This is a genomic window from Pseudoxanthomonas sp. PXM04 (genome assembly GCF_014851695.1).
Lineage (GTDB): Bacteria > Pseudomonadota > Gammaproteobacteria > Xanthomonadales > Xanthomonadaceae > Pseudoxanthomonas_A > Pseudoxanthomonas_A beigongshangi.
Window position 1 is genome coordinate 482,891 of the sequence record NZ_JACVAG010000003.1, and the last position, 26,265, is coordinate 509,155.

General features: G+C 68.6%; 26 protein-coding genes. 15 read left to right on the forward strand and 11 right to left on the reverse strand.

The genetic code is table 11. From position 1 onward, the window contains the following. The first annotated feature begins 126 nt into the window (after nucleotides 1-126). The gene (locus IB228_RS10655; protein WP_225562394.1) at nucleotides 127-969 is read left to right on the forward strand and encodes a DUF2167 domain-containing protein; all 843 of its coding nucleotides are present in this window, start codon (nucleotides 127-129) and stop codon (nucleotides 967-969) included. A 16-nt stretch (nucleotides 970-985) separates the two neighbouring features. On the opposite strand, the gene IB228_RS10660 is transcribed toward IB228_RS10655, so the two are convergent. Further along, nucleotides 986-1,252: a YkgJ family cysteine cluster protein gene (locus tag IB228_RS10660; RefSeq protein ID WP_192198411.1), complete on the reverse strand. Its 267-nt coding sequence runs from the start codon at nucleotides 1,250-1,252 to the stop codon at nucleotides 986-988. A 162-nt stretch (nucleotides 1,253-1,414) separates the two neighbouring features. Between IB228_RS10660 and IB228_RS10665 the strand changes: the two genes are divergently transcribed. Genes IB228_RS10665 through IB228_RS10690 form a run of 6 tightly spaced genes read left to right on the forward strand, consistent with a single transcriptional unit; the run spans nucleotide 1,415 to nucleotide 8,119 of the window. Beyond that, on the forward strand, nucleotides 1,415-2,098 hold the full coding sequence (locus tag IB228_RS10665; RefSeq protein ID WP_183639651.1) for an RDD family protein: 684 nt from the start codon (nucleotides 1,415-1,417) through the stop codon (nucleotides 2,096-2,098). Further along, nucleotides 2,095-3,090: a stage II sporulation protein M gene (locus tag IB228_RS10670; RefSeq protein ID WP_183639650.1), complete on the forward strand. Its 996-nt coding sequence runs from the start codon at nucleotides 2,095-2,097 to the stop codon at nucleotides 3,088-3,090. The genes IB228_RS10665 and IB228_RS10670 overlap by 4 nt, the downstream gene beginning before the upstream one ends. Further along, on the forward strand, nucleotides 3,080-4,660 hold the full coding sequence (locus tag IB228_RS10675; protein WP_192198351.1) for a DUF4129 domain-containing protein: 1,581 nt from the start codon (nucleotides 3,080-3,082) through the stop codon (nucleotides 4,658-4,660). Before IB228_RS10670 ends, IB228_RS10675 begins: the two co-directional genes overlap by 11 nt. Beyond that, nucleotides 4,657-5,835 (forward strand): DUF4350 domain-containing protein, encoded by a 1,179-nt coding sequence (locus tag IB228_RS10680; protein WP_192198353.1) that lies wholly within the window; start codon nucleotides 4,657-4,659, stop codon nucleotides 5,833-5,835. The genes IB228_RS10675 and IB228_RS10680 overlap by 4 nt, the downstream gene beginning before the upstream one ends. 29 nt (nucleotides 5,836-5,864) lie before the next feature. After that, nucleotides 5,865-6,824, forward strand: coding sequence for a MoxR family ATPase (locus IB228_RS10685; RefSeq protein ID WP_225562395.1), 960 nt, complete (start codon nucleotides 5,865-5,867; stop codon nucleotides 6,822-6,824). Beyond that, a complete protein-coding gene (locus tag IB228_RS10690; RefSeq protein WP_183639646.1) occupies nucleotides 6,821-8,119 on the forward strand; it encodes a DUF58 domain-containing protein in 1,299 nt (432 codons plus the stop codon). Before IB228_RS10685 ends, IB228_RS10690 begins: the two co-directional genes overlap by 4 nt. A 166-nt stretch (nucleotides 8,120-8,285) precedes the next feature. Here IB228_RS10690 and IB228_RS10695 read toward each other — a convergent pair whose 3' ends face one another. Both IB228_RS10695 and aroE read right to left on the reverse strand, forming a co-directional pair. Further along, nucleotides 8,286-8,633 carry a hypothetical protein gene (locus tag IB228_RS10695; RefSeq protein ID WP_183639645.1) on the reverse strand — a complete coding sequence of 116 codons (348 nt, stop codon included), beginning with the start codon at nucleotides 8,631-8,633 and terminating at the stop codon, nucleotides 8,286-8,288. A gap of 21 nt (nucleotides 8,634-8,654) precedes the next feature. Further along, a complete protein-coding gene (gene aroE, locus IB228_RS10700; RefSeq protein ID WP_192198357.1) occupies nucleotides 8,655-9,503 on the reverse strand; it encodes a shikimate dehydrogenase in 849 nt (282 codons plus the stop codon). Nucleotides 9,504-9,551: 48 nt separating this feature from the next. Between aroE and IB228_RS10705 the strand changes: the two genes are divergently transcribed. Further along, nucleotides 9,552-10,448 (forward strand): PD40 domain-containing protein, encoded by an 897-nt coding sequence (locus IB228_RS10705; protein WP_192198359.1) that lies wholly within the window; start codon nucleotides 9,552-9,554, stop codon nucleotides 10,446-10,448. Between the two features lie 233 nt (nucleotides 10,449-10,681). Here IB228_RS10705 and hemB read toward each other — a convergent pair whose 3' ends face one another. The 5 genes from hemB to IB228_RS10730 form a co-directional block, all read right to left on the reverse strand. After that, the gene (gene hemB, locus IB228_RS10710) at nucleotides 10,682-11,671 is read right to left on the reverse strand and encodes a porphobilinogen synthase (protein WP_192198361.1); all 990 of its coding nucleotides are present in this window, start codon (nucleotides 11,669-11,671) and stop codon (nucleotides 10,682-10,684) included. Between the two features lie 133 nt (nucleotides 11,672-11,804). Next, nucleotides 11,805-13,421 (reverse strand): PA domain-containing protein, encoded by a 1,617-nt coding sequence (locus tag IB228_RS10715; RefSeq protein ID WP_183639641.1) that lies wholly within the window; start codon nucleotides 13,419-13,421, stop codon nucleotides 11,805-11,807. After that, nucleotides 13,414-13,869 carry a hypothetical protein gene (locus IB228_RS10720; protein ID WP_183639640.1) on the reverse strand — a complete coding sequence of 152 codons (456 nt, stop codon included), beginning with the start codon at nucleotides 13,867-13,869 and terminating at the stop codon, nucleotides 13,414-13,416. The genes IB228_RS10715 and IB228_RS10720 overlap by 8 nt, the downstream gene beginning before the upstream one ends. 179 nt (nucleotides 13,870-14,048) lie before the next feature. Next, complete coding sequence (locus IB228_RS10725) at nucleotides 14,049-14,297, reverse strand: hypothetical protein (protein WP_183639639.1); 249 nt, start codon at nucleotides 14,295-14,297, stop codon at nucleotides 14,049-14,051. A 64-nt stretch (nucleotides 14,298-14,361) separates the two neighbouring features. Then, entirely contained in the window at nucleotides 14,362-15,384 is a 1,023-nt protein-coding gene (locus tag IB228_RS10730) for a pteridine-dependent deoxygenase (protein ID WP_318288003.1), read from the reverse strand. Nucleotides 15,385-15,515: 131 nt separating this feature from the next. Between IB228_RS10730 and IB228_RS10735 the strand changes: the two genes are divergently transcribed. From IB228_RS10735 to IB228_RS10750, 4 genes are all read left to right on the forward strand, one after another. Then, complete coding sequence (locus tag IB228_RS10735; RefSeq protein ID WP_183639638.1) at nucleotides 15,516-15,977, forward strand: hypothetical protein; 462 nt, start codon at nucleotides 15,516-15,518, stop codon at nucleotides 15,975-15,977. 7 nt (nucleotides 15,978-15,984) lie between these two features. Next, on the forward strand, nucleotides 15,985-16,686 hold the full coding sequence (locus IB228_RS10740) for a penicillin-insensitive murein endopeptidase (RefSeq protein WP_192198363.1): 702 nt from the start codon (nucleotides 15,985-15,987) through the stop codon (nucleotides 16,684-16,686). A 145-nt stretch (nucleotides 16,687-16,831) separates the two neighbouring features. Beyond that, on the forward strand, nucleotides 16,832-17,254 hold the full coding sequence (locus IB228_RS10745) for a hypothetical protein (protein ID WP_183639637.1): 423 nt from the start codon (nucleotides 16,832-16,834) through the stop codon (nucleotides 17,252-17,254). Between the two features lie 53 nt (nucleotides 17,255-17,307). Then, complete coding sequence (locus IB228_RS10750) at nucleotides 17,308-19,008, forward strand: hypothetical protein (protein ID WP_192198364.1); 1,701 nt, start codon at nucleotides 17,308-17,310, stop codon at nucleotides 19,006-19,008. A gap of 19 nt (nucleotides 19,009-19,027) precedes the next feature. Here IB228_RS10750 and IB228_RS10755 read toward each other — a convergent pair whose 3' ends face one another. The 3 genes from IB228_RS10755 to IB228_RS10765 all read right to left on the reverse strand — a co-directional run bounded on the left by IB228_RS10755 (nucleotide 19,028) and on the right by IB228_RS10765 (nucleotide 22,429). Next, the gene (locus IB228_RS10755) at nucleotides 19,028-19,471 is read right to left on the reverse strand and encodes a cytochrome c oxidase assembly factor Coa1 family protein (protein ID WP_192198366.1); all 444 of its coding nucleotides are present in this window, start codon (nucleotides 19,469-19,471) and stop codon (nucleotides 19,028-19,030) included. 4 nt (nucleotides 19,472-19,475) lie between these two features. After that, nucleotides 19,476-21,653 (reverse strand): S9 family peptidase, encoded by a 2,178-nt coding sequence (locus IB228_RS10760; protein ID WP_225562396.1) that lies wholly within the window; start codon nucleotides 21,651-21,653, stop codon nucleotides 19,476-19,478. Nucleotides 21,654-21,727: 74 nt separating this feature from the next. Beyond that, nucleotides 21,728-22,429 (reverse strand): glutathione binding-like protein, encoded by a 702-nt coding sequence (locus IB228_RS10765; RefSeq protein WP_192198369.1) that lies wholly within the window; start codon nucleotides 22,427-22,429, stop codon nucleotides 21,728-21,730. Nucleotides 22,430-22,539: 110 nt separating this feature from the next. Between IB228_RS10765 and IB228_RS10770 the strand changes: the two genes are divergently transcribed. From IB228_RS10770 to IB228_RS10780, 3 genes are all read left to right on the forward strand, one after another. Beyond that, nucleotides 22,540-23,187 (forward strand): TIGR00645 family protein, encoded by a 648-nt coding sequence (locus IB228_RS10770; protein WP_183639632.1) that lies wholly within the window; start codon nucleotides 22,540-22,542, stop codon nucleotides 23,185-23,187. A 45-nt stretch (nucleotides 23,188-23,232) separates the two neighbouring features. After that, entirely contained in the window at nucleotides 23,233-25,410 is a 2,178-nt protein-coding gene (gene uvrD, locus IB228_RS10775) for a DNA helicase II (protein WP_192198371.1), read from the forward strand. Between the two features lie 83 nt (nucleotides 25,411-25,493). Continuing rightward, nucleotides 25,494-25,940 (forward strand): universal stress protein, encoded by a 447-nt coding sequence (locus IB228_RS10780; RefSeq protein ID WP_183639630.1) that lies wholly within the window; start codon nucleotides 25,494-25,496, stop codon nucleotides 25,938-25,940. Nucleotides 25,941-26,265: the final 325 nt, after the last annotated feature.

Here is a 26,265-nt window from a genome sequence, read left to right on the forward strand (position 1 = left end):
CTGCCGCCGGCGCTCCGGCAACACTGGCGCGGGACAGGGATCTGTCCATCAACGGGGAAGAAAATGCTGAAACCATGGTTCGGTGGCCTGCTGGCCGCCGTGGCACTGGCGTGGGGAACGCCGGCAATGGCGCAGGAAGACGGGGAAGACGCCGGCCCGAGCGCTGAACAGTTCGTCGCGGGATTGCAGTTCAAGGAGGGCGGCATCACCGTGCCAAAGGCACACGCGCGCTTCCAGCTGACGCCGGACTTCCGCTACCTGGAGCAGGCCGAGGCCCGCCGCGTGCTGGAGGATCTGTGGGGCAATCCGCCCGATGAATCGGTGCTGGGCCTGATCGTGCCGCGCAAGCCGGATCTGCTGGCCGACGACAGTTGGGCCGTCGTGGTCACCTACTCGGACGAGGGTTATGTCTCCGACGAGGACGCGGCCAAGATCGACTACGCCGAGATGCTGACCGAAATGAAGCAGTCCATGCGCGAGGAGAACGGCGCGCGCAAGGAGGCCGGTTACGGCACCGTGGATCTGGTCGGCTGGGCGGTGCCGCCGCGCTATGACGGTTCGGCCAAGAAGCTCTATTGGGCCAAGGAACTGTCCTTCAACGGCAGCGCCGAACATACGTTGAACTACGACATCCGCGTACTCGGGCGGCATGGCTATCTCAGCCTCAACGCGGTGGCCGACATGACTGAACTGGCGCAGGTACAGAAAGGCATGCAGGAACTGCTGCCGATGACCGAGTTCGACGCTGGCGCCCGCTACGCCGACTTCGACGCATCCACCGACAAGGTCGCCAGTTACGGCCTGGCGGCGCTGGTCGGTGGCGGACTCGCGGCGAAGGCCGGCCTGTTCGCCAAGATCGGCCTGGTGTTCGCCAAGTTCTGGAAGCTGCTGCTGATCGGTTTGGTCGCGGTCGGTGCGGGCATCCGGCGCGTGTTCGCCGGCAAGAAGGAAAAGCCGACTGTCAGTTGAGCTGCAGCGCCAGGCGTCAGGGCCGGGTGGCCTGCTCCAGCGCGTCCAGGTAGGCCATGGCCTCCTGGCGGCTGCGCCCGCACATTTCCGGTCCCGGCTTGAGGGTGGCGCAGAACCGGGGGCGTTCGGGCTGGCCGAACAGCCGGCAGCGCAGCGCCTCGTCCAGTTGCACGCAGGCCACGCCCGCCGGTTTGCCGGCGGGCATGCCGGGGATCGGCGAGGCGATGGACGGCGCGGTGCAGCAGGCGGCGCATCCGGCGCGGCAGGGAAACAGCGATGACATGGCGGCAGTGTAGCCTTGCGCGGACTGGGCAAGCGCCGCCGTGGCGGCTAAAGTCGCAACGGATGGAACAGGGGATCGGATCGCGCATGGCGCGCAGCACGCAGATATCGCCAGGACGGCGCACCGCCAGCACCCGCACGCGGGCCGGCATCGGGTGACGCATTGAAACTGGACACCTACCGTGAGGTGATCACGCCCGAGGGCGTCGCCCTGCATCTGCCGGCTTCCGGCCCGGTGCCGCGCGCGGTGGCCTGGTCGATCGATCTGGCGGTGCGGGTGGGCATCCTGTTCGTGGTCGGCACCGTGCTCGGCTTGATGGGCAAGATGGGCCAGGGCCTGTCGATGGTGCTGATGTTCATCGTCTACTGGATCTACCCGATCGCCCTGGAGGCGTTCTGGAACGGGCAGACCGTCGGCAAGCGCGCGATGGGCCTGCGGGTGGTGTCGGCCGACGGCGCGCCGCTGGGTTGGCTCGCGGCGATCACCCGCAACCTGCTGCGCACGGTCGACATGTTGCCGTTCGGCTACATGGCCGGGCTGATCAGCAGCCTGGCCGATCCGCATGGCCGCCGGCTTGGCGACATGGTGGCGAGGACCGTCGTGGTCCACGTGGATCATTCGCGCGACGCCGTGCCGGCACCGGCCGACGTGGTGGTGGCGGTGCCGCCCGGGCTGCAGCCCGACGAACAGGCCGCGATCGTCGCCTTCGGCGAACGCGCGCCATTGCTGACGCCGGCACGCCAGGCCGAGCTGGCCGACATCGTCGCGCCGTTGACCCAGGCGCAGGGACAGGCCGGCGTATTGCGCCTGTACGGCATGGCCAACTGGCTGGTGGGGCGTCGATGAGGCAGGAGCAGTTCGTCGCCCGCTACCAGCGCGAATGGCTGGCCTTCGAACACTGGCTGGATCTGCGTGGCGAGCCGCGCCAGGCGCGCGATGCGCGCAACCGCGCCGAACTGGCCGACGAGGACGTGCCGGCCCGCTATCGCCGCATCTGCGAGCAGCTGGCGCTGGCGCGCAAGCGCGGCTACAGCCCGCAGATCACCGATCGCCTGCAGCAGCTGATGCAGCGTGGTCACAACCTGCTGTACCGCACGCCGCCGCCGCGCTGGCGGCGCGCGCTGGTGTTCGTGCTGGCCGACTTCCCGCGGCTGGTGCGCAGCGAGGCGGCCTGCATGTGGGTTGCCGCGGCGCTGTTCGCGTTGCCGATGATCGTGCTGTTCGTGCTGCTGCAGTACCAGCCGGAGCTGATCCACGGGATCAAGGCGCCGGAGGAAATCGCCTCGATGGAGCGGATGTTCGATCCCAACGACCCGCGCCACCGGCTTGGCCGCGACTCGGGCAGCGACTGGTACATGTTCGGCGTGTACATCATGAACAACACCAGCATCGGCCTGCGCGTGTTCGCCAGCGGGCTGCTGGGCTGCCTGGGACCGATCTACGTGCTGATCTTCAACGGCGTGGACATCGGCGCCTCGTTCGGCCACCTCCAGCAGATCGGTTCGGCCGATCCGCTGTGGCGCTTCGTCGCCGGGCACGCGCCGTTCGAGCTGACCGCGATCGTCATCACCGGCGGCGCCGGCCTGCGGCTGGGCTACAACCTGCTCGCGCCCGGGCGGCGGCGGCGGGTGGACGCGCTGGTCGAGGCCGGCTGGAAGGGTGCGCGGATTTGCCTGGGCGCGGCGTTGATGTTCTTTGTCGCCGCCTTCATCGAAGCGTTCTGGTCCTCGATCCAGTCGATTCCCGCCCCGGTGAAATACGGCGTCTCGGCGACGCTGTGGACGCTGGTGCTGTTGTGGCTGTGGCGCGGCGGCCGGGGAACCCCCGATGAGGCTTGAACAGCTCACCGTCCAGCTGCGCGCGCGTTCGTCCTGGGAGGCGATGGAACTGGGCATGGCGCTGGTGCGCCGGCACGCGGCCGCGATCTGGAAGCCCTGGCTGCTGGTGACGCTGCCGGTGTTCGTGCTGCTCAACGCGGCCGGCTGGGCGCTCGACCTGATCGGCCTGGCCGGATTCCTGATGTGGTGGCTCAAGCCGGTGTTCGACCGCATTCCGATGTACGTCGCCTCGCGCGCGGTGTTCGGCGCGGTGCCCGGCGTACGCGAGACCGTGCGCGCGCAGGCGAACTGGGGCTGGAAGCCGATGCTGCACTACCTGACCTGGCGGCGCCTGAGCCCGGTGCGTTCACTGTACCTGCCGGTGGACCTGCTGGAAGGCGTGCAGGGCCAGCGCCTGCGCGAACGCCGTCGCGTGCTGGGGGGAGCGATCTACGGAAACGCCGCGCTGCTGACCCTGGTCTGCCTGCACTTCGAAGGCGCGCTGTTCCTGGGCGGCATCGCCGGCATCCTGATGTTCACGCCGCTGGAGCTGCTGCCGGAAACCCTGCGCACCACCTGGACGCTGATCGTCGAGCAGTCGCCGGCTTGGGTGAGGATCGGCCTCAACGCGCTGGCCTGGATGGCGATGTCGGTGGTGGAACCGTTCTTCGTCGGCGCCGGCTTCGGCCTGTACCTCAACCGCCGTACCCAGCTCGAGGCGTGGGACGTGGAGATCGTGTTCCGCAAGTTGCGCGGCCGGCTTGCCCGCGGCGCGTCGGCGCTGGTTGTCGCGCTGGTGCTGATGGGGGGCCTGGTGCCGGGAATGGCGCGGGCGCAGAGCGAGGACCCGGAGGTTCCAGCGGCCGAGGATTCCGACGCGCACGTGGTGTCCGATGGTGCCGATGACGCGCCGAAGCCGCCGACCCTGCCGGAAGTCTTCGGCGATCAGCGGGTTGACGATGGCGGTTTCCGTCGCGCCAGCACGCAGGCCTACCGGGATCCGTCGCTCAACCGCAGCGTGGTGCAGAAGCAGTGGGAGCGGATCGACAAGGCCGAGCCCGAGACACCCTCCCGGCGTCCGCAGATGGGTTGGCTACAGGGCGTGGCGGCGTTGTTCGCCTTCCTCGCCGAATGGGGCTTGCGGATCCTGCTCGGCCTGCTGGTGCTGATCCTGCTGGCGATCGCGCGCTACTGGTTGCCGTGGATGCGCGGGGCGGGCGGACGTGCGCCGGTGTTCGATGCCGACGTTGCCAGCGAACCGGTACGGATTCCCGAAGCGCTGCCCGATGACGTGGCGAGCGTCGCCCGTCGCCTGTGGCGCGAAGGGCGCGCGCGCGACGCGTTGGCGCTGCTGTACCGGGCCGGCGTGCAGGCGATGGGCCGCCGCGCGCAGGTGGAATTGCCGCCGGGCGCCACCGAGGCTGAATGCCTGCGGCTGTCGCGGCGGATGGCGCAGGTGGAGGATCGGCAGCTGTTCGCCCGCATCGTCCGGGTCTGGCAGTACGCGGCCTATGCGCAGCGGCTGCCGGAGGAGGCGGAGTTCGAATCCCTGCTGGGACAGATGCAGGCGCGCGGCGGGTGGCTGGCATGAAGCGACCCGGAAAGGTGGCCCTCATCGTCGCCCTGACCCTGCTGGGTGGTTTGCTGATCGCGGCCGGCGTGTACTGGTTCACGCGCAACTACCACCGGGTCGACCAGACCCTGTACCTGCCGCCCAACGGCGAGGCGGCGTACAACCCGCTCTACGCGCTGCGCAAGGCGCTGGAGGCCGATGGAGTAAAGGCGCAGTCGCGGCAGCGGCTCGCACTGGACGCGCATCCGCCGGGACCGCGCGATACCGTGCTGCTGTTCAACGAAGCCAGTGGCCTGGACGCGGTGCAGGCCGAACGGCTGCTGGACTGGGTGGAAGGCGGTGGCCACCTGCTGGTGCGCACGCCGCCCCAGCGAATCTGGGACGGCAGCCCGGATCCGCTGCTGTTGCAGTGGCTGGGCGTGGAGAGCACCGACGACAGCAGCTGCGCCGACCTGCAGGTGGAAGGCCAGCGCGCGCATGTCGAATTCTGCCGCGGCCGGCGTTTCCGCCTGCACGACGTGGAACCGGAACTGGCCTGGGGCGACCTGGATGCCGGCTACGTCTACGCCCGCCTGGCCCATGGCGACGGCCACGTCGACGTGCTGGCGGACTTCGATTTCCTGACCAACCAGGGCGGTGCCGGCAATCCGTTCGGGGACCCGCTGAAGGCGCCCCAGGGCGGCTTGCGCGATCCGCCGCACCAGGCGCTGGCGAGACAGGTGCTGGCGCCCAACTACGGCGCCGGCACCATGCACCTGGTCTACGCCGCGGACATGCCGTCGCTGCTGCGCACGATCCTGTTCCGCGGCTGGATGGTCTGGCTGCCGCTGCTGGTCGCGCTGCTGGCGTGGTTGTGGTCGCGGATGCAGCGCTTCGGCCCGCCGCTTCCGGCACCGCCGATGGATCGCCGTTCGCTGCTGGAACACGTGCGCGCCAGCGGCGATCACCTGTTCCGTTACGGACGCGGCGTGCTGCTCTACATCGCCGCCCGCCAGGCCTTCCTGAGCCGTTTGCGCCGCCGGGATCCGGTGGCCGCCGCGCTCGCCGGCGAGGCCCAGATCCAGGCGGTGGCCGAACGCCTGGACATCCCGGTCGAGACCGTGCGCAACGCCCTGCAGACGCCGTCCACGCAGGACAAGGCCGGCTTCCGAGACCGCATTTCCACCCTGATCCAGCTGAGAAACCGACTATGAACGATTCCACCGCCGCAATCGACGGCGCAATGACCGGCGAAATCCTGGCCGAACGCGCCGCCCAGGTGCGCGAGGAAGTGTCCAAGGCGTTCATCGGCCAGGCCGAAGTGCTGGACCAGATCCTGATCGCGCTGCTGGCCGGCGGCCACGTGCTGATCGAGGGCGTGCCCGGGCTGGGCAAGACCTTGCTGGTGCGCGCGCTGGCACAGGCGCTGGAACTGACCTACGCGCGCGTGCAGTTCACTCCCGACCTGATGCCCAGCGACGTCAGCGGACACGCCGTCTACGACCCCAAGACCGAGAGCTTCAAGATCCGGCGCGGCCCGGTGTTCACCCACCTGCTGCTGGCCGACGAAATCAACCGCGCGCCGGCCAAGACCCAGTCCGCGCTGCTGGAAGTGATGCAGGAAGGGCAGGTGACCATCGAGGGCAAGTCCTTCGAACTGGCGCCGCCGTTCATGACCCTCGCCACCCAGAACCCGGTCGAGCAGGAAGGCACCTATCCGCTGCCGGAAGCGCAGCTGGATCGTTTCCTGCTGAAGATCCTGATCGACTATCCGGCGCTGGACGACGAAAAGCGGATGGTCGACGCGATCACCACCGGCCGCACCGCCGGCGACTTCGATCTGTCGCAGGTGCGACGCGTGCTTGGTGCGGCCGACATCCTCGCCATGCAGCGAGGCACCGCCGCGGTGACGGTGGACGAGCAGGTGATCGATTACGCGGTGCGCATTGTCGCCGCCACCCGCAAATGGCCCGGCATTTCGCTGGGCGCCGGCCCGCGCGGCAGCATCGCGCTGGTGCGCGCCGCGCGCGCGCAGGCGGTGCTGCAGGGACGCGATTTCGTCACGCCCGACGACGTGCGCGACATCGCCACGCCCGCGCTGCGCCACCGCATCGCGCTGGCGCCGGAACTGCAGATCGAGGGCCAGTCGCCGGACGACGTGCTGCGCGCCCTGCTGGCCAAGGTGGAAGCACCGCGCAAATGAGACCCGCCTGGCCACTGATCGCCTGCCTGGTGCTGTGGGGCCTGTCCGGCCTGGCCGCGCTGTTCGCCGGCATGCCTCGGGTGGCCTGGCTGGGCGCGGGCGCGGCGGTGATCCTGCTGGCGGCGATCGACGCGCTGTGGCTGCGGCGCCGGCCATCGCCGGTGGTTGAGCGGGAGATGCCGGATGCGTGGCCACTGGGGATCGCGCGCGAGGTGTCGGTGCGCCTGGAAGCGGCGTCGCGGCAGCGCGTGGACGTGTTCGATCTGCATCCCGGCCACTGGACCATGCAGGGCCTGCCGCAGCGGTTGCGGCTGCGCCGTGGCCAGTCCACGTCCTTCCACTATCGATTGAGCCCGACCGAACGCGGCGACGCGGTTTTCGAAGGCACGCAGATCCGCCTGCACTCGCCGCTGCGCCTGTGGTGGCAATCGCGCCGGATTGGCGAGTCGCGCACCGTGCGCGTGTATCCGGACTTCGCGCCGCTGACCCGGTTCGCGTTGTTCAGTGCCGAACAGGCTTCGCGGCTGGTCGGCGCGCACCTGAAGCGCCGGCGCGGCGAGGGCACCGACTTCAACCAGATGCGCGAGTACCGGGTGGGCGACAGCCTGCGCCAGATCGACTGGAAGGCGACCGCGCGCGCGCGCAAGTTGATCTCGCGCGAATACCAGGACGAGAAGAACCAGCAACTGGTGATGCTGATGGACACCGGCCGCCGGATGATGGCGCGCGAAGGCGGCCTGTCGCATTTCGACCACGCGCTCAACGCCACCCTGGTGGTGTCCTACCTGGCGCTGCGCCAGGGCGACGCGGTCGGCCTGGGCGCCAGCGGTGGCGAGCGCCGCTGGGTCGCGCCGCAGCGCGGCATGGGCGCGATCGATACCCTGCTGCGGGCCAGCTATGACCTGCAGCCGCAGCCGGTCGCCACCGATTACCTGGCCGCGGCCACCGAGCTGTCGTTGCGCCAGCGGCGTCGTTCGCTGGTGATGCTGGTGACCAACGTGCGCGACGAGGACATCGAGGATCTGCTGGCCGCGGTGCGGCTGCTGCAGAAGCGCCATCTGGTGTGTGTGGCGAGCCTGCGCGAACGCGAACTGGACGAGGCGCTGGCCGCGCCGGTGAAGGATCTGCCCGGCGCCGTCCACGCCGGCGCGATTGCCCGTTACCTGGAGCAGCGCGCGATCGCGCACGACGCCCTGCGGCGACACCACGTGATGGTGCTGGACGTGACCTGCGCGGATCTGCCGGCGGCGCTGGTGGAGCGCTACCTGGCGGTCAAGCGCGACGGATTGCTGTAGCCCGTCGCTCCGCGCCCCATCGGACCACCAAAGCAGCGTCACCACACGACCGAACCAGTAGGAGCGCCGTCCCCGGCGCGAGCTTTTGCGCACGGATTACGGGACGTTCAAAAAGCTCGCGGCCGGAGGCCGCTCCTACCGTCGGGTTCCACCGAACCGTGTTCGCTCAGCGCGGAGCGCGCATCGCCTTGGCGGCACCCCAGGCCAGCAGCACCAGGCCGACCGACGATACCAGGCCGAACAGCATGGTCAGCGCCGAAATCACCATGAAGAGGCCCTGCATGCTCTCGTAGCCACCTTCCGGCATGTGGTGGATGTTCCAGGCCTGGAACACGCTCGCCAGCAGCCGCAGCACGGCCGAACCCAGCAGCAGGCCGGTTCCCCACAAGGCCAGCGTCCGGCCGGGCGCGGGCTGCGCCCACATCCACAACAGGGCCAGCGCGGCACCGCAGGCCAGCAGTTCCGGCAACTGGTAGCCGACCACGGTCAGAAGCTGGATCAGGAACGGTTCCATCGGCGTCTCCGTGATTCGGCTTCAGTCGGCTGTGACCAGCAGCGCGTCCTTGCCGCGCAGCGCGGCATACACGGCATCGCTGTCGGGGCGCGCGCCATGCCAGGCTTCGAAGGCCTCGGCAGCCTGTTCGACCAGCATGCCCAGACCATCGACCGCGTCGCGACAGCCGGCCGCCCTGGCCCAGGCCAGGAACGGGATGGCGGCTTCGCCGTAGTTCAGATCCACCGCGAGCGTGCGCGGCGTGGTGAGGGTGAACGGCAAATCGAAATCCTCGCCGCCGCCGCGCGCCGCCGAGGTGGCATTGACGATCAGGCCGAAGTCACCGATATCGCCCAGGTCCTGCCAATAGCGTGACAGCGCGCGCTCCGGCTCACCCATCGCATCGATCAGGGCATCGGCGCGCTCGGGCGTGCGGTTGACCACGATCAGTTCCGAGACGCCGGCATCCAGCAACGCCGGGGCGACCCCGCGCGCGGCTCCGCCGGCACCCAGCATCAGGGCGCGGCGACCGCGCAGGTCCAGTCCGTTGCGACCGGTCAGGTCGCGCACCAGGCCCGCGCCGTCGGTGTTGTCACCGTGCCACTGGCCGTCGTTCCAGCTCAGCGTGTTCACCGCGCCGGCGCGCCGCGCGCGCTCGCTGGTGCGCGCGCAGATCGCGAACGCGGCTTCCTTCAGCGGTAGGGTGACGTTGGCGCCCTTGCCGCCCTCGCCGGCGAACCGATCCAGCGCGCCGACGAATTCGTGCGGCGCCGCGTCGATGGCGGTGTAGGCCAGCGATACGCCGGTCTGGCGCGCGAACGCGGCATGGATGCGGGGCGAGAGCGAGTGGGAGACCGGATGGCCGAAAACGGCATAACGAACGGTGGACATGACTTGGTATATATCCCGTGGGTGAGGGAACCGGCACGGAGCGACACCATGAAACCAACACGGGCGGCTGCCGTCCTGATCGGCAGTCTACTCTCAGCCGCCGCGGCCGGGCAGTTGGCCGAGTTCGGCATCGAGGGCATGGGCGTGGTGTCCACGCCGGCCACCGAAGTGCGTGGCAGCGTGAGTCCGGACGGACAGCGGATCGTCTGGGGCAGCACCGACCGGAGCGGCGGCGCGGGCGGCTGGGACCTGTGGCAGGCGCACCTGCGTGACAAGCGCTGGACCGATCCGGAGCCGCTGCCGATCAATTCCGCCGCCAACGACTTCGACCCGCTGCTGAGCGCCGACGGCGGCTGGCTGTACTTCTTCTCCAACCGTCCCGGTGGCCACGGCGGAGACGATCTCTATCGCGCCGCGGTGAAGGCGGACGGCGGCTTCGGCGAACCGGAAAACCTGGGGCCGGGCGTCAACAGCGCCGGCAACGAATGGGCGCCCACGCCCAGCGCCGACGGCCGCCGGTTGCTGTTCGCCAGCAACGGGTTCGGTGGCGCCGGGCGCCATGACCTGTTCGTCGCGCGCTGGAACGGCAAGGCCTTCGTCGATCCGCAACCGGTGCCGGGGATCAACAGCGCGGTGGATGAATTCGACGCGGCCTGGCTCGATGGCGGCAAGGCGCTGGTGTTCGCGCGTTCGGACAAGGCCGGCGAGCAGCCGATCCAGTTGTTCGTCGCCGAATGCGATGGCCAGGCCTATTCCGGCATCGCCCCGTGGTCGCTGTCGTTCAATTCGGCCGAAGGCACCACGCTGGGACCGGTGGTGGATCCCTCACGGCCCAGCGAAATGCTGGTGAGCGGCGCCGCGCGCGCGCCGACGGCGGGCAAACTGGATATCTATCGCACGCTGGCGCCGACGCGGCGCGGCAAGGCGGGGTGTTTGCAGGGGTGAGTCATGAAAGCCCCCTCTGCAGCGGCTTCTCGACAGCCGGATGGCGGATCAAGGGAGAGGCAAAACGCAGTTTCCGAACAGGAAGGTTTTCCACTTAAGCCCCCTTTGAAAAAGGGGGCGGGCATCTGCGAACGCAGATGACGGGGGATTTGCTTTTGGCGCGAAAAGCAAATCCCCCTCAATCCCCCTTTTACAAAGGGGGAGGCAAAGGCGAACCTTTCCCGAATCCCGAATCAACCCCCACGCATCCAGCGCGCGGCATCCAGCGCGAAATACGTCAGGATGCCGTCGGCGCCGGCGCGCTTGAACGCGGTCAGTGCTTCCAGCGTGCAGGCGCGTTCGTCGAGCCAGCCGTTGGCGTAGGCGGCCTTCAGCATCGCGTACTCGCCGCTGACCTGGTAGGCGAAGGTCGGCACGCCGAATTCGTCCTTCACCCGCCGCACCACGTCCAGGTAGGGCATGCCCGGCTTGACCATGACCATGTCCGCGCCTTCCTCCAGATCCAGCGCCACTTCGTGCAGCGCCTCGTTGGTGTTGGCGGGATCCATCTGGTAGGTGAACTTGTTGCCCTTGCCCAGGTTGCCGGCGCTGCCGACCGCGTCGCGGAACGGGCCGTAGAACGCGGAGGCGTACTTGGCCGAGTAGGCCATGATGCGGGTGTGGATGTGGCCTTCCTCTTCCAGTGCGCCGCGGATGGCGCCGATGCGTCCGTCCATCATGTCGCTGGGGGCGACGATGTCCACGCCGGCGCGCGCATGCGACAGCGCCTGCTTGACCAGCGCCTCGACGGTGATGTCGTTCATCACGTAACCGCTGTCATCGATGATGCCGTCCTGGCCATGGGTGGTGAACGGATCCAGCGCCACGTCGGTCATCACGCCCAGTTCCGGGAAACGCTGCTTGATCGCGCGCACCGCGCGCTGGGCCAGCCCGTCATCGTCCCAGGCCGCCTCGGCGTCCAGCGACTTGGCTTCCGGCGCGGTCACCGGGAACAGCGCCAGCACGGGGAGGCGCAGTTCGGCGGCCTGCTCGGCGACCTTCAGCAGTTCGTCGATCGACAGGCGATCCACGCCCGGCATCGACGGCACAGCTTCGCGGCCCTTCAATTCGTGGACGAAGACCGGGTAGATCAGATCATTGGCGGTGAGCACGTGCTCGCGCATCAACCGGCGGGAGAAATCGTCGCGGCGCATGCGGCGCGGACGCGTATAGGGATAAGCCATCGCTCGCTCCTGGGGGATGCCGCGATCATACGCCCCCGGATTCCAGCCGGCCTGCGACCGATGCGCGCAGGCTGGCGCGGATATCGGAACGGCGCCTCGCGGCGCCGTTCCGGGCCTGTCTATCCGCTTGTTTTTACTTGATGATCTTGGCCGCGCAGGCCATCACCTTGCCGCCCTGGTTGCCGACCAGCAGGCCGCTGGCCAGCGAGCGCGTCTTGTACGCATCCATGCAGCCCTGGTAGACGTCCTTGCTGCCGCTGGTGCGCAGGCACAGGTTGCTCCAGGCCTGCACGTTCGCGCCCGGGATCAGGCCACCACTGCCGACCACGTCGACATTGGTGGTGCAGTTGCCGATGCGCGCATTGCCGGGATTGAGTTGCCAGCCGATGTCCTGGAACAGCGCCGGGGTCAGATCCAGGTTCACCTCGCCGCGCAGGGTGGAGGTGATGGCCGGTTCCATCAGCGCGTTGGGCACCAGCGCGGTGTCGTAGTGCGAGAACGACGATCCGCTTTCGTACGGATTCGGCGCGTACAGCCGTACCCGCCCGCTGTTGTCGGCGCCCTGCAGCAGTGAGGTATCCACGCCGAAACCGACGCTCGCCGGCAGGTTGGCGCGAATCAGCGCACCATCGGCCTGCGAGACGCCCAGGCTGGGAATGGTGATCGCGGGGTCACTGCCGCCCATCGCCGGCTGCCCGGCCACGTTGTTGGCGACCAGCATGCCGGTGGCACCGGCCGCCTGCACGTTGGCGGCCTTGATCACGAAGTTGCAGTTGCCGCGATCCACCAGTGCGATGTTGCCTGCCACGGCGGCGGCATTGCCGATCGGCTCGCAGCCGTCGGTGGTGCTGACGCCGCCGTCCAGCGCCGCGACCACGGTGCCGGCGAAGTTGGCGGTGGTCGGCACCGGTCCGAAGTTGGCGAAACCGACGTCGTAACTGCCGGCAATCACCGCCGGCGCGGTGACCTTCAGCACGCTGCGGTTGTCCAGCACCAGCGCGGCCTGGCCGTTGACGTTGCCGCCTGTCCACACCAGTCGCCCGGTGTTGCGCAGCGCGGTGGCGCGTTGCGTGGCGGTCAGTTGCGGAAAGGTCGCCGCCAGCGTGTTGTCGTAGGCGAAGGTCGAATAGATGTCCTGCCGCCCGCTGAGGAAGTTGCCGGCCGAGTTGGTGAAGCCCTGGAAGCCCAAGCCATGGCCGATCTCGTGCATGACCACATTGAGGAAATTGATCTTGCCGGCCGGCGTGTTGCCGTCCAGTCCGTAGTACCAGTCCTGGCCGGTCAGGCAGTTGGGATTGACGCCGATGTCGCCGTTGAAGCGCGAGTTGATGTCGATGAAGCCGGGATTGAGATCGCTGCCGGCCAGCGAGTCCGCCAGCGCCGAGGAGTACCAGGTGTTGGGCACCACGCCGGGCGCGAAGTCGGAGAACACGAAGGTGGTGCCGGCCGATCCCAGTGTTGCGCTGGTGGGCGTGCAGGCCAGCGGCTGGAAACTCGCGCCGACATAGATGGTGACGTCGCTCTGCAGGACCGAACCCCACAGATCCATCGCGAACTGGTAGGCGAGGGTGCGCTGTGCTCCCAGGGTGGTGCCGGGATTGAGTCCTTCCGGCGCCTTCGGGGTCGGATCGTCCAGGCCCAGTCCGGTGCCGGCGTCGCCGCTGACCAGGACCAGATCGGCGGCGGTGGCCGGCAAGGCGCAGACCAGCGCCGCCAGCAGGGTTGCACGCAACGGGATCATCCTATTCATCGCTGGCCTCCTTCGCCTGCTGCAGCTTCGACGCGTCATCGGCATGGCCCATGCGCAACTGGCCATCCGCGCCGCGGACGATCATCAGGTCGGTCATGCTGCTTTCCGGCACCGGCTGGACCAGGCCGCCGGCGGGCAGCCGGCGCTGGCCGGCCTGGGCCTCGGTCTCGGTGGCGGGCGCCACGAACCCCTTCTTGCCCGCGCCGAGCGGCTCGGCGCGACGCGCCTTGGCGGCGCCGCGGGACTGTTCGCTGAGTTGCCGGCGTTCTTCCTGCGTCAGTGGACGCAGCTTGCCGGTCTTCGGGTCGATGGCGACCTTGCTGTCGGCGGCGGTGGCTTCGGTCTGGGGAGGCGTCGCCGCGGGCGGCGAGGATTGGGGACTGGCCTGGGCGGTCAGGCAGGCGGCGAAACCCGCCAGCAGCCACCAGGACGGATGTGAGTGCTTCATGAGGCGCTCCATTGCAGGACACAGGGACGCCTGCGCCCACCGGATCGCGACGGCCCGGGTGCAAGGACGCAGGGGCGGACGACGCCGGGCAATGCAGCGGGGGGGAACCCGGCCGGCGCAGTCTGCGCCGCGCGGCCGGGGGGTTCAATCAACGGCGATTACGTTTTGGACGGCCCGGCTCAGACGATGCCGCCGCCCAGCATCAGGCGGCCGATGGCGACCACGATGACGATGCCGTTGAGGACCAGGCCGGTCTTGGCGCGGCCGCGGTTGCCGGCGGAGGTGAACAGGACGCCGATGGCGGCGATGATCGCGCCCACCGCGGCGAACGGAATCAGGAACCAGTTGCCCCATCCCAGCAGCGGGATCAGGGCGAGCACCATCCAGACCATCGCGACGATGCCCCACAGCAGACTGATCAGACCCATCGATGTCATCTCCGCGCCGGAAAGGGCCGGCGATGCCCCGAGTATGGGTGCGGCGCGGCGGCGATCAAGCCGCCAGGCCGTGCATGCCTTCGATTTCGACCCGCAGCTCGCGTCGGCACACGTCGCCCAGCAGCATCAGGTAGGGCACCTCGCCGCCCAGGCGCGCCGCCAGCTGCGCCGCGACCTCTTCGGCGTCTTCGGCATCGCGCACGTAGACCTTCAGCCGCGCCGAGGCATCCAGGTGGGCGGGCAACTGCGGACGCAGTGCGCGCGCCGCGCCGATCAGGCTGTCCAGGTTGGTCAGGGTTTCGTCCAGTTGCGCCTTCAGCGATTCGGCATGCTGCGAGGCGTGGCCGACGATGGCGGCGGTGCCGGACAGGAACAGCGGCAACGCCGGCGCCGAGGTCGGCAGCAGCGCGCGGGCGAAGCTCGGCGATTGCGGGCCGTACTCGCGCGGATAGCGGTAGGCGCTGACCTGGCGCGGATTCTCCAGCGGCGTGCCGGCCACGCGCGCGCTCAGCCAGTACACCTGCAGCACGCGGCGGCCGTCGCGGCTGCCGACGGCGGTGGCCGCCGGCAGGGTGCCGGTGTCGAACGGACCCAGCCCGCGCACGCGGCCGACGCAGAACTGGCGATAGCGCTCGTGATCGCCTTCGCCCAGGATGATCGCGTCCAGGTAATTCCAGATGCGCAGCAGGTGCGGGTAACCGCTGGCCTGCCAGAACCCGGTCAGGCGGCGATAGACGAGTTCACCGGCCAGCAGGATGCCGCCTTCGGGTTCTTCCATTTCCAGCACGCCGAACTGCAGTTCGCCGTCGCTGGCCCAGCTGATGCCGTCATCGGTGACGCCGGACAAGACCGTCGCCGGGGAGCGCCAGACTTCCAGGCAAGCGGTGCCGTGGAGCGGCTGCAGCGGGACGTGCAGGTAGCGCGGATCGGACACCTGCCCGCGGGTGGGCGCGGTGTCGCCGAAACCGAAGATCGCCAGGGTGTCCGGCCGGTCCAGCTCGCGGGCCAGCGCGGCGACGGGGACATGGTCGACCGCCAGCCGTGCGCTGCTGGGCCGGAAGTCGGGGACGACGCTCATCTTTCGGTACGGATACGCATGAACAGGCCGTCATGATACCGCGCGGCCCGGGGATCCCGGGGCACCGGCGCGGATATGCCATATTCAGTCCCTGCGGCGGATGATCCGGCGCAAACCACGGGAGTCGTGCCATGTCCGTCCGTCTTGCCGCCATGCTGGGGTTGGCCATCCTGCTGACCGGATGCGCCGGAACGTCCAAGGTGATGCTGGGAACGGCGCGCGCGCCGATCGACCCGGCCCAGGTCCAGGTCTACAGCACACCGCCTCCGGGTTCGGTGGAAATCGCCCAGCTGGAATCCACCAGCGCGGTCGGTTTCGGCACCCAGGGCCAGACCGACGCCGCGGTCGCCCGGCTCAAGCGCGAGGCCGCGGCGCTGGGCGCCAACGGCGTCGTGCTGATGGGCGTGGGTTCGAGCGGTTCGCCGGTCGGCATGTCGGTCGGTGCCGGCAGCTACGGACGCCACAGCGGTGGCGGCGTCGGTATCGGCATCCCGACCACCCAGAAGCGCGCCGCCGGCGTGGCGATCTACGTGCCGCCGGGGGCCGCGCCGCCACCGGCGACCGTTCCGCCGACCAGTCCGCCCGCGCGCTAGATCCCGCATGCGCCTGCCAGGAAGGCTGGCGTTGCTGGCCGGACTGGCCACGCTCGTCATCGCATCCGCCGGTTTCGCCACCGACAGCGTCTGTTTCGGCACGCCCGGCCATGGTCGCCTGGAGAAGGCGGCACGGATCCCCGTTTCCGGCGCCAACTTCCAGCCTTACAGCGGACTGGGCGTCCGCCTCGGCCGGACCCATGCGCATTCGCGCGTGGTCCGGGTGATCACCCACGCTTACGGTGCGCTGGAAAAATCGATGCCCGATCGCGTGTTCGTCTACGGCGAATCGGGTTGGGCGCAGGGCGGACCCTTTCGCCCGCACCGCACCCACCAGAACGGACTGGCGGTCGATTTCATGGTGCCGATACTCGACGAATCCGGCCGCTCGGTGCCGCTGCCTTCCCGCGTGGACAACAAGTTCGGCTACGGCATCGAGTTCGATCGCCAGGGCCGTCATGGCAATCTACGCATCGACTACGAAGCCATCGCCGAACACCTGCATGCGGTGCACGCCGCCGCCCGCCGCGAAGGCATCGCGATGGAGCGGGTCATCTTCGATCCGGCGCTGATCCCGGCCCTGTACCGCACCCGCCGCGGCGACTTCATCCGCCGGCAGGTGCGTTTCATGCCGGGGCAGGCCTGGGTCCGCCATGACGAGCATTACCACATCGATTTCGGGATTCCCTGCCGCCCGTTGGGCGAATGACGCATCACCCCGCATGGACGACGTGGACGCTCGGACGGTTCCGATTCCCGTGCTGTCACCCGAAGGCTACGCTCGCCTCTCCGCACGCTGTCCCGCCATGTCGTCCGGGCTGGCATCCTGCATCGCCCCCGGCCCAAGGATTCCGATGAGAAAACTTCTTCCAGCGCTCGCGTTGTGCATGGCGGGCAGCGCCCAGGGCGCGGTCAGCACCGACATCCGCTGTTTCACCTCCGAAGGCGCGCGTCCCGTCCGCTTCGAGCTCCGTCTCTATCACGACGCCGCGATCGCCTGGTCGGGCGGCGCGGTGCGCTACGCGGGTTCGCGCGACAGCCTGCCGCTGGTGCGCGAAAGCGAGGAAGTGGAGGAAATGGTGCCTGGCCGCCCGTATCAGTTCACCACCACCTGGCAGGAGATGCTGGAGGGCAAGGTCAATGGTCGCTACGAGATGGTCAGCCAGGGAGCACAGATCCACTCCATGGCCTACACGAACGCACGCACCGGCAAGCGGACGGAATTTTCCTGGGTACCCGGCATCGAGGTTTCCGGAGACGACGGTTGCCGGTGGTGAGGTGGTGGAAGATGCGTGCGAGGACGGAAGGCCAGTATGGCAAGGCACGGACGATGGTTCGCACGATGCCGGGATGGGTGTTCATGGCTTGCGTGTTCGCTGCTTCGGCGGGTGGGCGCGGCATGCAGGGCGCAGGCATGACGCCGGCGCCTGATCGCGGGTCCGGAGCGGGTCCTGTCGCGGAGATCGCGCGGGTGAAGCGCCTGGATGGCGTGCAGGCGGTGGCCGATACGCACGGCAGCCTGACCTTGGCATGGATCGAGGGTGCGACCGTGTACGCCGCTCGCCGCGATGCCGCGCGAGGAGCGTGGAGCGCTGCGGTTCGCATCGGTCCGGAACCCACGGCGCCCGGGCAGCGTTCCTTCAACCTGCAGGCGGCGGCGGACGCGGCGGGAACGGTGTTCGTGGCCTGGATGCAGGACACCTCGACGGGACGGCACGTCTTCGTCGCGCGGCATCTCGCGGGGCAGGCGGCATGGCAAGCGGTCCAGCGCGTGACCCCTGCGGACAAGGCGTTGCAGGTGGACGTGCACGAACTGGTTTTGCTGGTCGCGCCGGACGGAGATGCGACGGCGATCTGGTCGGAGATCGCGGACACGCAGGCGCGCGCGGTGCGGGCCTTGTCCAGCAGCGTCGCGCCCCAGCGGCGGCATGCGGTCATGGCCGCGCGTTTCGACGCCGCCCGCGAGCGCTGGAGCGAGGCGATCCCGGTGGACCCGCGCCGGACCGGAGGATACGGGTTTGGCGTCAGCACGCCGCCCGCCGCGGCCATGGACGGCGATGGCAACGTGACCGTGGCCTGGAACGATCAAGTGGTCGACCGTCCTTTCCTGCTGGCCGCGCGGATCCGCAACGAACTGAAGACGAGCCGGTTCGATGTGCGCAACGGGCGCTGGGAGACGCCGCGGGTGCTCGCGCGCTGCGCCAACGCGATCGCCTGCACGCCGTGGTTGCGGAGCGGCGCTGACGGCACGATCTGGGCCGCCTGGAGTGAAGTCACCGCACCGCCGATCGGCCGGGATGTCTTCGTCGCCCGCCGTGCTCCGCAGGACCGGCGATGGTCGCAACCGCTGCGGCTGACGGACTGCCGGCAGGACGGCTGCGGCGGTGAACTGAGCGATCTGGAAATCGCGCCGTCGGGCGGCGTCGCGCTCCGCTGGGAGCGAGGCGACCGCACGGCGGGCGCGCTGCTGCCCGAACCCGCGGGCACGTGGCATCCGCTGCCGCTCACGCCGTGGCCGGTACGCATCGGCTGGCTGGAGGACGATGCGCGGTTGTTCGTGATCGGCGGATCCGAATTCGACGCGGCGGGTGGATGGAATCCGGTCGGTGCGCTGGCGCACTACGCGGCGGTCGCCGATACGTCGGAGCCGTGGGAATGGCGTGCCGACGCGACGCCTCCGTTCACGCTGCCGGAGGGATTCGTCCAACTCGACCGTCGGCGGATGCGCACCTTCCGTGTCGACGATATCCGGGCGGTGGTGTCGATCGGGCGGTTGGCGCCGCCTCCTGCGCAGCGGCGCGTGCGCGACGATGGGCGCTTCCAGATTGTGCTGGACCGCTATGACCCGGCGGTCGGGCGCTGGCTGGCGCCGACGGTTCTGGACGAGGTCGGAATATCCGGGAATGCGCTGTTTGGAGGCGAGCCGGGCGGTGTGATCCCGCTGGCAACGACGCCGCGGGCCGCCGTCATCCTGTGGTGGCACAAGGACGTCGACGGCCTGGTGCTGAAAAGCGCGGACTACCGCTTCTGAGGTGCGCGCCGGTGCGGACTCAGCGCCCGAATTCCCCGGCGTCGTCGTCTTCATCCCGCAAATCGATCCGCTGGCCACCGTCCAGGGCCACCACCAGCGTCTCGTACTGCCATTCGCCTGCCCGCTTGTTCGCTTCCACGTACAGCGTGGCCGCGCCGCGACTGCCCTTGAGCGGGATGGCGAGGTTCGCCTCGCCGGACGCGGCGCTGCCGTCGATGTTGCCCTGGACGAAATAGCCCGGCGTGATCGGTTCGCCCAGCGCCGCCACCACGGCGGCGTCGGCGCGGGCGCGTGAAAGTCCGGTCTGGTAAGGCTCGGACGACTTCATCATGCCGAACACGAAACTCATGATCGCCAGGATGAAGGCAGCGATCAGGGCCATCCCCGTCACCACCAGCGTTGGTACGAACCACTTCCAGTTGCGGCTCCACCAGTTCGGCGGCGGGACGGGGATCTGGCTCATGTCGTCACTCCACGGGCTTCAGGCAGCGCTGGAAGAAATCCTCGGTGATCTTCAGCCGGTGCAGGTTGTCCTTGCCGCGCAGGCCGTGCTTGGCGCCCGGATAGGTCATCAGCTCGAACGGCACCGCGCGCTGCTGCAGGGCGCTCATCAGCTTGGTCGAATTGGTGAACAGCACGTTGTCGTCGGCCATGCCGTGGATCAGCAGCAGCCGGGACTTCAGGCCATCCACATGGGTGAACACCGAACCCTCGCGATAGCCGTCCACGTTCGACTTCGGCAGATCCATGTAGCGCTCGGTGTAGTGGGTGTCGTACAGGCTCCAGTCGGTGACCGGCGCGCCCGCCACGCCGCAGGCATAGGCGTCGGAGGCCTTGGCCAGCAGCATCAGGGTCATGTAGCCGCCGTTGGACCAGCCGTAAACGCCGATGCGCGAACCGTCGACCCACGGCTGCGACTTGAGGAAGTCCACGCCCTTGAGCTGATCGACGACCTCCACCGTGCCCTGCTTGCGGAACAGCGCGTTGCCGAACTTCGCGCCGCGCCGTGGCGTGCCGCGGTTGTCCAGCGAGAACACCACGTAGCCATGCTGCGCCATGTACTGGTCGAAGGTCGGCGCCCAGGTGCGGCTGACGGTCTGGCCGGCCGGGCCGCCATAGACGTAGACCACCACCGGATACTTCTTCTTCGGATCGAAGCCGGTCGGCTTGATCAGGCTGTAGTGCAGGGTCTGGCCGTCCTCGGCGTCCAGCGTGCCGTATTCGATCGGGCGATGCGCGTCCTTGTACCTGGCGTAGGGATGCTGCGGGTCGGCCAGATCGTTCTTCACCAGCGCGGTCAGCAGGGTGCCGTCGGCGCGGTGCAGTTCCACCTGCGGCGGCGTGGTCGGGTTGGACCAGCTGTCGATGTAGACCTCGGCGTTGTCGCTGAAGGCCACGCCGTGCATGCCCTCGGCGCGGGTGATGCGGACGGGCCTGGCATCACCGGCCAGGCTGACCGAATACAGCTGCCGCTCCAGCGGCGAAGCCTCGGTGGCGGTGAAATAGACCAGGCCCCTGGCCTCGTCCAGCGCCGAGACGTCCTCGACCGTCCAGTCGCCGGAGGTCAGCTGCGCCAGCTGCTTGCCGTCCTTGTCGTGCAGGTACAGGTGCTCGAAACCGCTCTTCTCGGAGGACCACAGGATGCGGCCGTCCTTGAGGAAGCGCAGGTTGTTGTGCAGCGGGATCCAGGTCTTGCTGGTCTCGGTGATCAGGGTGCGCTGCTTGCCGCTGTCCAGATCGGCTTCGATCAGCTCCAGCGTGCGCTGGTCGCGCGACTGCCGCTGGAACGTGGGGTGGCGCGCGTCGCGCCAGTTCACCCGCGCCAGGTAGATGTCCTTCTCCGCGCCCAGATCCAGCCATTTCGGCGCGCCGCCCTTGGGCGAGATCACGCCCAGCTGGATCAGCACGTTCGGATCGCCGGCGGCCGGGTAGCGCTGCTCGACGATGTCGGCGCGATCCGGATACACCTCGAAGCGTTTCTGCACCGGCACCGGGGTTTCATCGATGCGGGCGAAGGCAATCGCCGAATCATCCGGCGCCCACCAGTAGCCGGTATGGCGATCCATTTCCTCGTCGGCGACGAACTCGGCCACGCCGTTGCCGATGGTGTCCGAACCGTCGCGGGTCAGCTGGGTTTCCTTGCCGCTGGCCAGATCGATCACCCACAGGTTGCGTTCACGCACGAAGCTGACGAAGCCGCCCTTGGGCGACACCTTGGGATCGGTGGCGAAGCCGCCGCCGCGGGTCAGCTTGCGTACCGCCTCCGCGCCGGTCTTGCCCAGGTCGTACAGGTACAGCTCGCCGCCCAGCGGGAACAGCAGGCGCTGGCCATCCGGGGAGAACTGGTAGTCGACGATGCCCGACATCGCGGCGATGCGCTGGCGCTCGCGCCGCGCCTTTTCCTCGTCGCTCAGGGTCTCGGTGCCGGGCAGCACCACCTTGGAGTCCACCAGCATCCGGGTCTGCCCGCTGGCGATGTCGTATTCCCACAGATCCAGCTGGAAGCGGTTGTCCTGCTTGCCGCGCAGGAAGGTCACCCGCTTGCCGTCCGGCGAGGTCTTGGCCTTCATCAGCGAGGGACCGGACAGCGGAGCATCGCCGGCCAGGGCTTCCAGGGTGAGTTTTTCGGCGTGGGCAACGGGCATGGCGGCGATCTGGCAGGTGGACGCCAGGCAGGCGGCCAGGAAAAGTCCGGTCAACGGGCGGGCGAGCGCTTTCTTCATGACTTCACGGGTCCTTGGTTGAACAGGTGTTTGCGTTCTTCATCGGTGAGCGGCTGGCCGGCATTGGGATTGACCTGCGTGCGCAGCGCGTAGGCGCGCTGGGTGGCAGGGCGTGCGGCGATGCTTTCATGCCAGCGTCTCAGATTCGGGAACGCCTCGAAATCCGGTGGCAGCTTGTCGTAGGCGTGGATCCAGGGATAGCTGGCCATGTCGGCGATGCCGTATTCGTCGCCGGCCAGGTAGGCGCTCTCCGCCAGGCGCTTGTCCATCACGCCATGCAGGCGCGCCACTTCGCGGCCGTAGCGTTCGATGGCGTACGGAATCGGCTCCGGCGCATAGACGTTGAAATGGCCCATCTGTCCGGTCATCGGCCCCAGCCCGCCCATCTGCCAGAACAGCCATTCCAGCGCCGCGACGCGGCCGCGCGGCGTCGCCGGCAGGAAACGGCCGGTCTTCTCGGCCAGGTACAGCAGGATCGCGCCGGATTCGAACACGCTCTGCGGCGCGCCGCCGTCGGCCGGGGCGTGATCGACGATCGCCGGCATCTTGTTGTTGGGGGAAATGGCCAGGAATTCGGGCTTGAACTGATCCCCCGCGCCGATGTTGACCGGCCTGATCGTGTAGGGGAGCCCGGCTTCTTCCAGGAACAGGGTGATCTTGTGGCCGTTGGGGGTCGGCCAGTAGTACAGGTCGATCATCGCGGGGGACCCCGAAGCGTGAAAAGGCCGAGTGTAACGCCGCTCGCGGGTTGGCAGCAGGGGATCGGACCGGTAACCTGCGCCCTTTCCCAGCACTGCATCCGACCCCCATGTCGCAACCGACCAATGCGCGCCTTGGTTTCCTGCCGAACCTGATTTTCGCTTCCCGCTGGCTGCAGCTGCCGCTGTACCTGGGCCTGATCGCGGCCCAGGCGGTCTACGTGTTCCTGTTCCTGAAGGAGCTGTGGCACCTGATCCACGGCGCCAACACCCTGACCGAGCAAGGCATCATGCTGCTGGTGCTGGGCCTGATCGACGTGGTGATGATCTCCAACCTGCTGGTGATGGTGATCGTCGGCGGCTACGAGACCTTCGTGTCGCGGCTGCGCCTGCACAACCATCCCGACCAGCCGGAGTGGCTGAGCCACGTCAACGCCAGCGTGCTGAAAGTGAAGCTGGCGATGGCGATCATCGGCATCTCCTCCATCCACCTGCTCAAGACCTTCATCGGCGCCGGCGAGCTCGGCCTGCCGCTGTGCGGGTCGCAGGACCACGTCAGTGCGCTCTCCACCGCCGCGAGCGCGTTGAAGGCCGGCTACGACCTGGGCGCGGTGAAGTGCACCTCGGTCACCTCCATCGGCGTGATGTGGCAGACCATCATCCATGGCGCCTTCATCCTGTCGGCGATCGGCATCGCCTACACCGACAAGTTGATGAGTGCCGCTGCCCCCAAGCGCGAGCACGCCGCCGCCCACTGAGCGGCGCGACGGGGTTTCCACCGTGGCGTCCTGTAAAATGCCGCGGTGGATGTCTCTCACCTACTCGATGATCTGAACCCCGCGCAGCGCGAGGCCGTCTCCGCGCCGCCGGGCCATTACCTGGTCCTGGCCGGCGCCGGCTCCGGCAAGACCCGCGTGCTCACCCACCGCATCGCCTGGCTCAACGAAGTCGAGGGCGTGCCGACCCACGGCATCCTGGCGGTGACCTTCACCAACAAGGCGGCCGGCGAGATGCGCGCGCGCGCCGACCTGCAGCTGCGCAACGGCAGCCGCGGCATGTGGATCGGCACCTTCCACGGCCTGGCCCACCGCCTGCTGCGCCTGCACTGGCAGGAAGCGAAGCTGCCGGAAACCTTCCAGGTGCTGGACAGCGACGATCAGATCCGCCTGGTCAAGCGGGTGGTGCAGCAGCTGGAACTGGACGAGGCGCGCTTCCCGCCGCGCCAGATCGCCTGGTGGATCAACGCGCAGAAGGACGAGGGCCGGCGCGCCGAACACCTGCAACCGGGCGACGACATCTGGGCCGACACGCTGCGCCGGGCCTACGTGCTGTACCAGGAACGCTGCGACCGCGCCGGCCTGGTCGATTTCGCCGAACTGCTGCTGCGCGCGCACGAACTGCTGCGCGACAACCCGGCGCTGCTGGCGCATTACCGGCACCGCTTCCGCGAGCTGCTGATCGACGAGTTCCAGGACACCAATGCCATCCAGTACGCGTTCGTGCGGGTGCTGGCCGGCGACACCGGCCACGTGTTCGTGGTCGGCGACGACGACCAGGCCATCTACGGCTGGCGCGGCGCCAAGGTCGAGAACGTGCAGCGCTTCCTCAAGGACTTCCCGCAGGCGCGCACCATCCGGCTCGAGCAGAACTACCGCTCCAGCGCCAACATCCTCAATGCCGCCAACGCGGTGATCGCGCACAACCCCGGCCGCATCGGCAAGCAGCTGTGGACCGACAGCGGCGACGGCGAGCCGATCGATCTGTACGCGGCCTACAACGAAATCGACGAAGCCCGCTTCGTGGTCGAGCGCATCCGCCAGTGGGTACGCGATGGCGGCAGCCTCAACGACGCGGCCATCCTCTACCGCAGCAACGCGCAGTCGCGGGCATTCGAAGAGACCCTGCTGTCGGAACAGGTGCCGTACCGGGTATACGGCGGCATGCGCTTCTTCGAGCGCGCCGAGATCAAGGACACCCTGGCCTACCTGCGGTTGATGGCCAACCGTGACGACGATGCGGCCTTCGAGCGGGCGGTCAACACGCCGGCGCGCGGCATCGGCGATCGCACCATGGACGAAGTGCGCCGGCTGGCGCGCGCGGAATCGCTGTCGCTGTGGCAGGCTGCGCGGCAGCAGGTCGGCGGCACCGCGCTGGCGGCGCGGGCGCGCAACGCCCTGGCCGGTTTCCTGGCGCTGGTCGAAGCCTTGGCGGCGGAAACCGGCGAGTTGCCGTTGCAGGACCGCATCGATCACGCGCTGATGCGCTCGGGCCTGCGCGAACACTATGCCGCCGAGAGCCGCGGCCAACTGGATTCGCGCACCGACAACCTGGACGAACTGGTGTCGGTGGCCTCGCGTTTCGTCCGCGTCGACGACGAGGAGACCCAGGGCATGACCGATCTGGTCGCCTTCCTCGCCTACGCCGCACTGGAAGCCGGCGAGGGCCAGGCCCAGGCCGGCGAGGACGGCGTGCAGCTGATGACCCTGCATTCGGCCAAGGGCCTGGAGTTCCCGCTGGTGTTCCTGGCCGGACTGGAAGAGGGCCTGTTCCCTAGCAACAAGTCGCTGGACGAGAGCGGCCGTCTGGAGGAGGAGCGCCGCCTGGCTTACGTCGGCATCACCCGCGCGCGGCAGAAGCTGGTACTGAGCTTCGCCGAGGCGCGCCGCCTGCACGGCCAGGACATGTACGGCATTCCCTCGCGGTTCCTGCGCGAAATTCCCACCGCGCTGCTGAACGAGGTGCGTCCGCGCGTGCAGGTGTCCCGCCCGGCGGCCAGCTACGGCCCGCGCCGCGATCTGGGCCACGCCGCGGTGGAATCGCCCACGCTCAAGCTCGGCCAGAACGTCGTGCACGCGAAATTCGGGCGCGGTGTGGTAACTGACTACGAGGGCAGCGGCGCGCATGCGCGCGTGCAGGTCCACTTCGACGAGGAAGGCAGCAAATGGCTGGTGCTCGCCTATGCCAATTTGCAGGCGGTGTGACGCCCGCGGATTGATTCCGATCAAGGCATGGCGAGGCATTCCGGCGTGTAATGGTTCCACCCCACGACGACGGAGGTATCCCCATGTATCAGCGCATCCTGATAGCGACCGATGGTTCGGAGCTGGCGATGAAGGGCGTGGAGCAGGGGCTGGTGCTGGCCAGCCAGCTCAAGGCGCAGGTCGCCGTGGTGACCGTCAGCGAACCCATCGTCACCGGCTTTGACGATGCCCTTGGCTGGGGCGCGGCCAACCGCTTCTCCACCGACTACCAGAAAGCCCAGGACGAGGCCGCCCAGCGGATCTTCGACGGGGTCACCGAGCACGCGCGGGCGCGGGGCCTGGCAATCACGCCGGTGCATATCCGCGATCGCTACGCGGCCGAAGGCATCATCGAAGCGGCAACCGAACAGAAGGCGGATCTGATCGTGATGGCCTCGCATGGCCGGCGTGGTCTGGGACGCCTGCTGATCGGCAGCCAGACCCACGAAGTGCTGACCCACAGCCACGTGCCGGTGCTGGTGGTGCGCTGATCCGCAGCGCGCGCGGCCTGTGGCCGCGGGCTTTCCGCTGCCTCGCGACAGGGATGGGCCTTCTCTCCCCGGTCCCTGCGAAATGGAAGGCTCGCGGCCACAGGCCGCGCACATGGATTCCTTCCCCCGCTTGCGGGGGAAGGTGCCCGAAGGGCGGAAGGGGGCACGCGCCCGGGAGCCAAGCGGCTTTTCCCGTCGCAGCAAGGGCATCACGAACCGGTAAACCACCATCCGCGACCGAAACCGCGACTCACCAGCCGTAGATCTTCCAGTACACCGGCGATACCGGGCCTTCGCCCTTGCTCTTGTCCAGCCGGCCGTCGCC

Coding starts and splice junctions, on each gene's coding strand:
- IB228_RS10655 (WP_225562394.1), top strand. CDS start 127: ATGGCGCAGGAAGACGGGGAAGACGCCGGCCCGAGCGCTGAACAGTTC.
- IB228_RS10660 (WP_192198411.1), bottom strand. CDS start 1,252: ATGTCATCGCTGTTTCCCTGCCGCGCCGGATGCGCCGCCTGCTGCACC.
- IB228_RS10670 (WP_183639650.1), top strand. CDS start 2,095: ATGAGGCAGGAGCAGTTCGTCGCCCGCTACCAGCGCGAATGGCTGGCC.
- IB228_RS10675 (WP_192198351.1), top strand. CDS start 3,080: ATGAGGCTTGAACAGCTCACCGTCCAGCTGCGCGCGCGTTCGTCCTGG.
- IB228_RS10680 (WP_192198353.1), top strand. CDS start 4,657: ATGAAGCGACCCGGAAAGGTGGCCCTCATCGTCGCCCTGACCCTGCTG.
- IB228_RS10685 (WP_225562395.1), top strand. CDS start 5,865: ATGACCGGCGAAATCCTGGCCGAACGCGCCGCCCAGGTGCGCGAGGAA.
- IB228_RS10690 (WP_183639646.1), top strand. CDS start 6,821: ATGAGACCCGCCTGGCCACTGATCGCCTGCCTGGTGCTGTGGGGCCTG.
- IB228_RS10695 (WP_183639645.1), bottom strand. CDS start 8,633: ATGGAACCGTTCCTGATCCAGCTTCTGACCGTGGTCGGCTACCAGTTG.
- aroE (WP_192198357.1), bottom strand. CDS start 9,503: ATGTCCACCGTTCGTTATGCCGTTTTCGGCCATCCGGTCTCCCACTCG.
- IB228_RS10705 (WP_192198359.1), top strand. CDS start 9,552: ATGAAACCAACACGGGCGGCTGCCGTCCTGATCGGCAGTCTACTCTCA.
- hemB (WP_192198361.1), bottom strand. CDS start 11,671: ATGGCTTATCCCTATACGCGTCCGCGCCGCATGCGCCGCGACGATTTC.
- IB228_RS10715 (WP_183639641.1), bottom strand. CDS start 13,421: ATGAATAGGATGATCCCGTTGCGTGCAACCCTGCTGGCGGCGCTGGTC.
- IB228_RS10720 (WP_183639640.1), bottom strand. CDS start 13,869: ATGAAGCACTCACATCCGTCCTGGTGGCTGCTGGCGGGTTTCGCCGCC.
- IB228_RS10725 (WP_183639639.1), bottom strand. CDS start 14,297: ATGGGTCTGATCAGTCTGCTGTGGGGCATCGTCGCGATGGTCTGGATG.
- IB228_RS10730 (WP_318288003.1), bottom strand. CDS start 15,384: ATGAGCGTCGTCCCCGACTTCCGGCCCAGCAGCGCACGGCTGGCGGTC.
- IB228_RS10735 (WP_183639638.1), top strand. CDS start 15,516: ATGTCCGTCCGTCTTGCCGCCATGCTGGGGTTGGCCATCCTGCTGACC.
- IB228_RS10740 (WP_192198363.1), top strand. CDS start 15,985: ATGCGCCTGCCAGGAAGGCTGGCGTTGCTGGCCGGACTGGCCACGCTC.
- IB228_RS10745 (WP_183639637.1), top strand. CDS start 16,832: ATGAGAAAACTTCTTCCAGCGCTCGCGTTGTGCATGGCGGGCAGCGCC.
- IB228_RS10750 (WP_192198364.1), top strand. CDS start 17,308: ATGGTTCGCACGATGCCGGGATGGGTGTTCATGGCTTGCGTGTTCGCT.
- IB228_RS10755 (WP_192198366.1), bottom strand. CDS start 19,471: ATGAGCCAGATCCCCGTCCCGCCGCCGAACTGGTGGAGCCGCAACTGG.
- IB228_RS10760 (WP_225562396.1), bottom strand. CDS start 21,653: ATGCCCGTTGCCCACGCCGAAAAACTCACCCTGGAAGCCCTGGCCGGC.
- IB228_RS10765 (WP_192198369.1), bottom strand. CDS start 22,429: ATGATCGACCTGTACTACTGGCCGACCCCCAACGGCCACAAGATCACC.
- IB228_RS10770 (WP_183639632.1), top strand. CDS start 22,540: ATGTCGCAACCGACCAATGCGCGCCTTGGTTTCCTGCCGAACCTGATT.
- IB228_RS10780 (WP_183639630.1), top strand. CDS start 25,494: ATGTATCAGCGCATCCTGATAGCGACCGATGGTTCGGAGCTGGCGATG.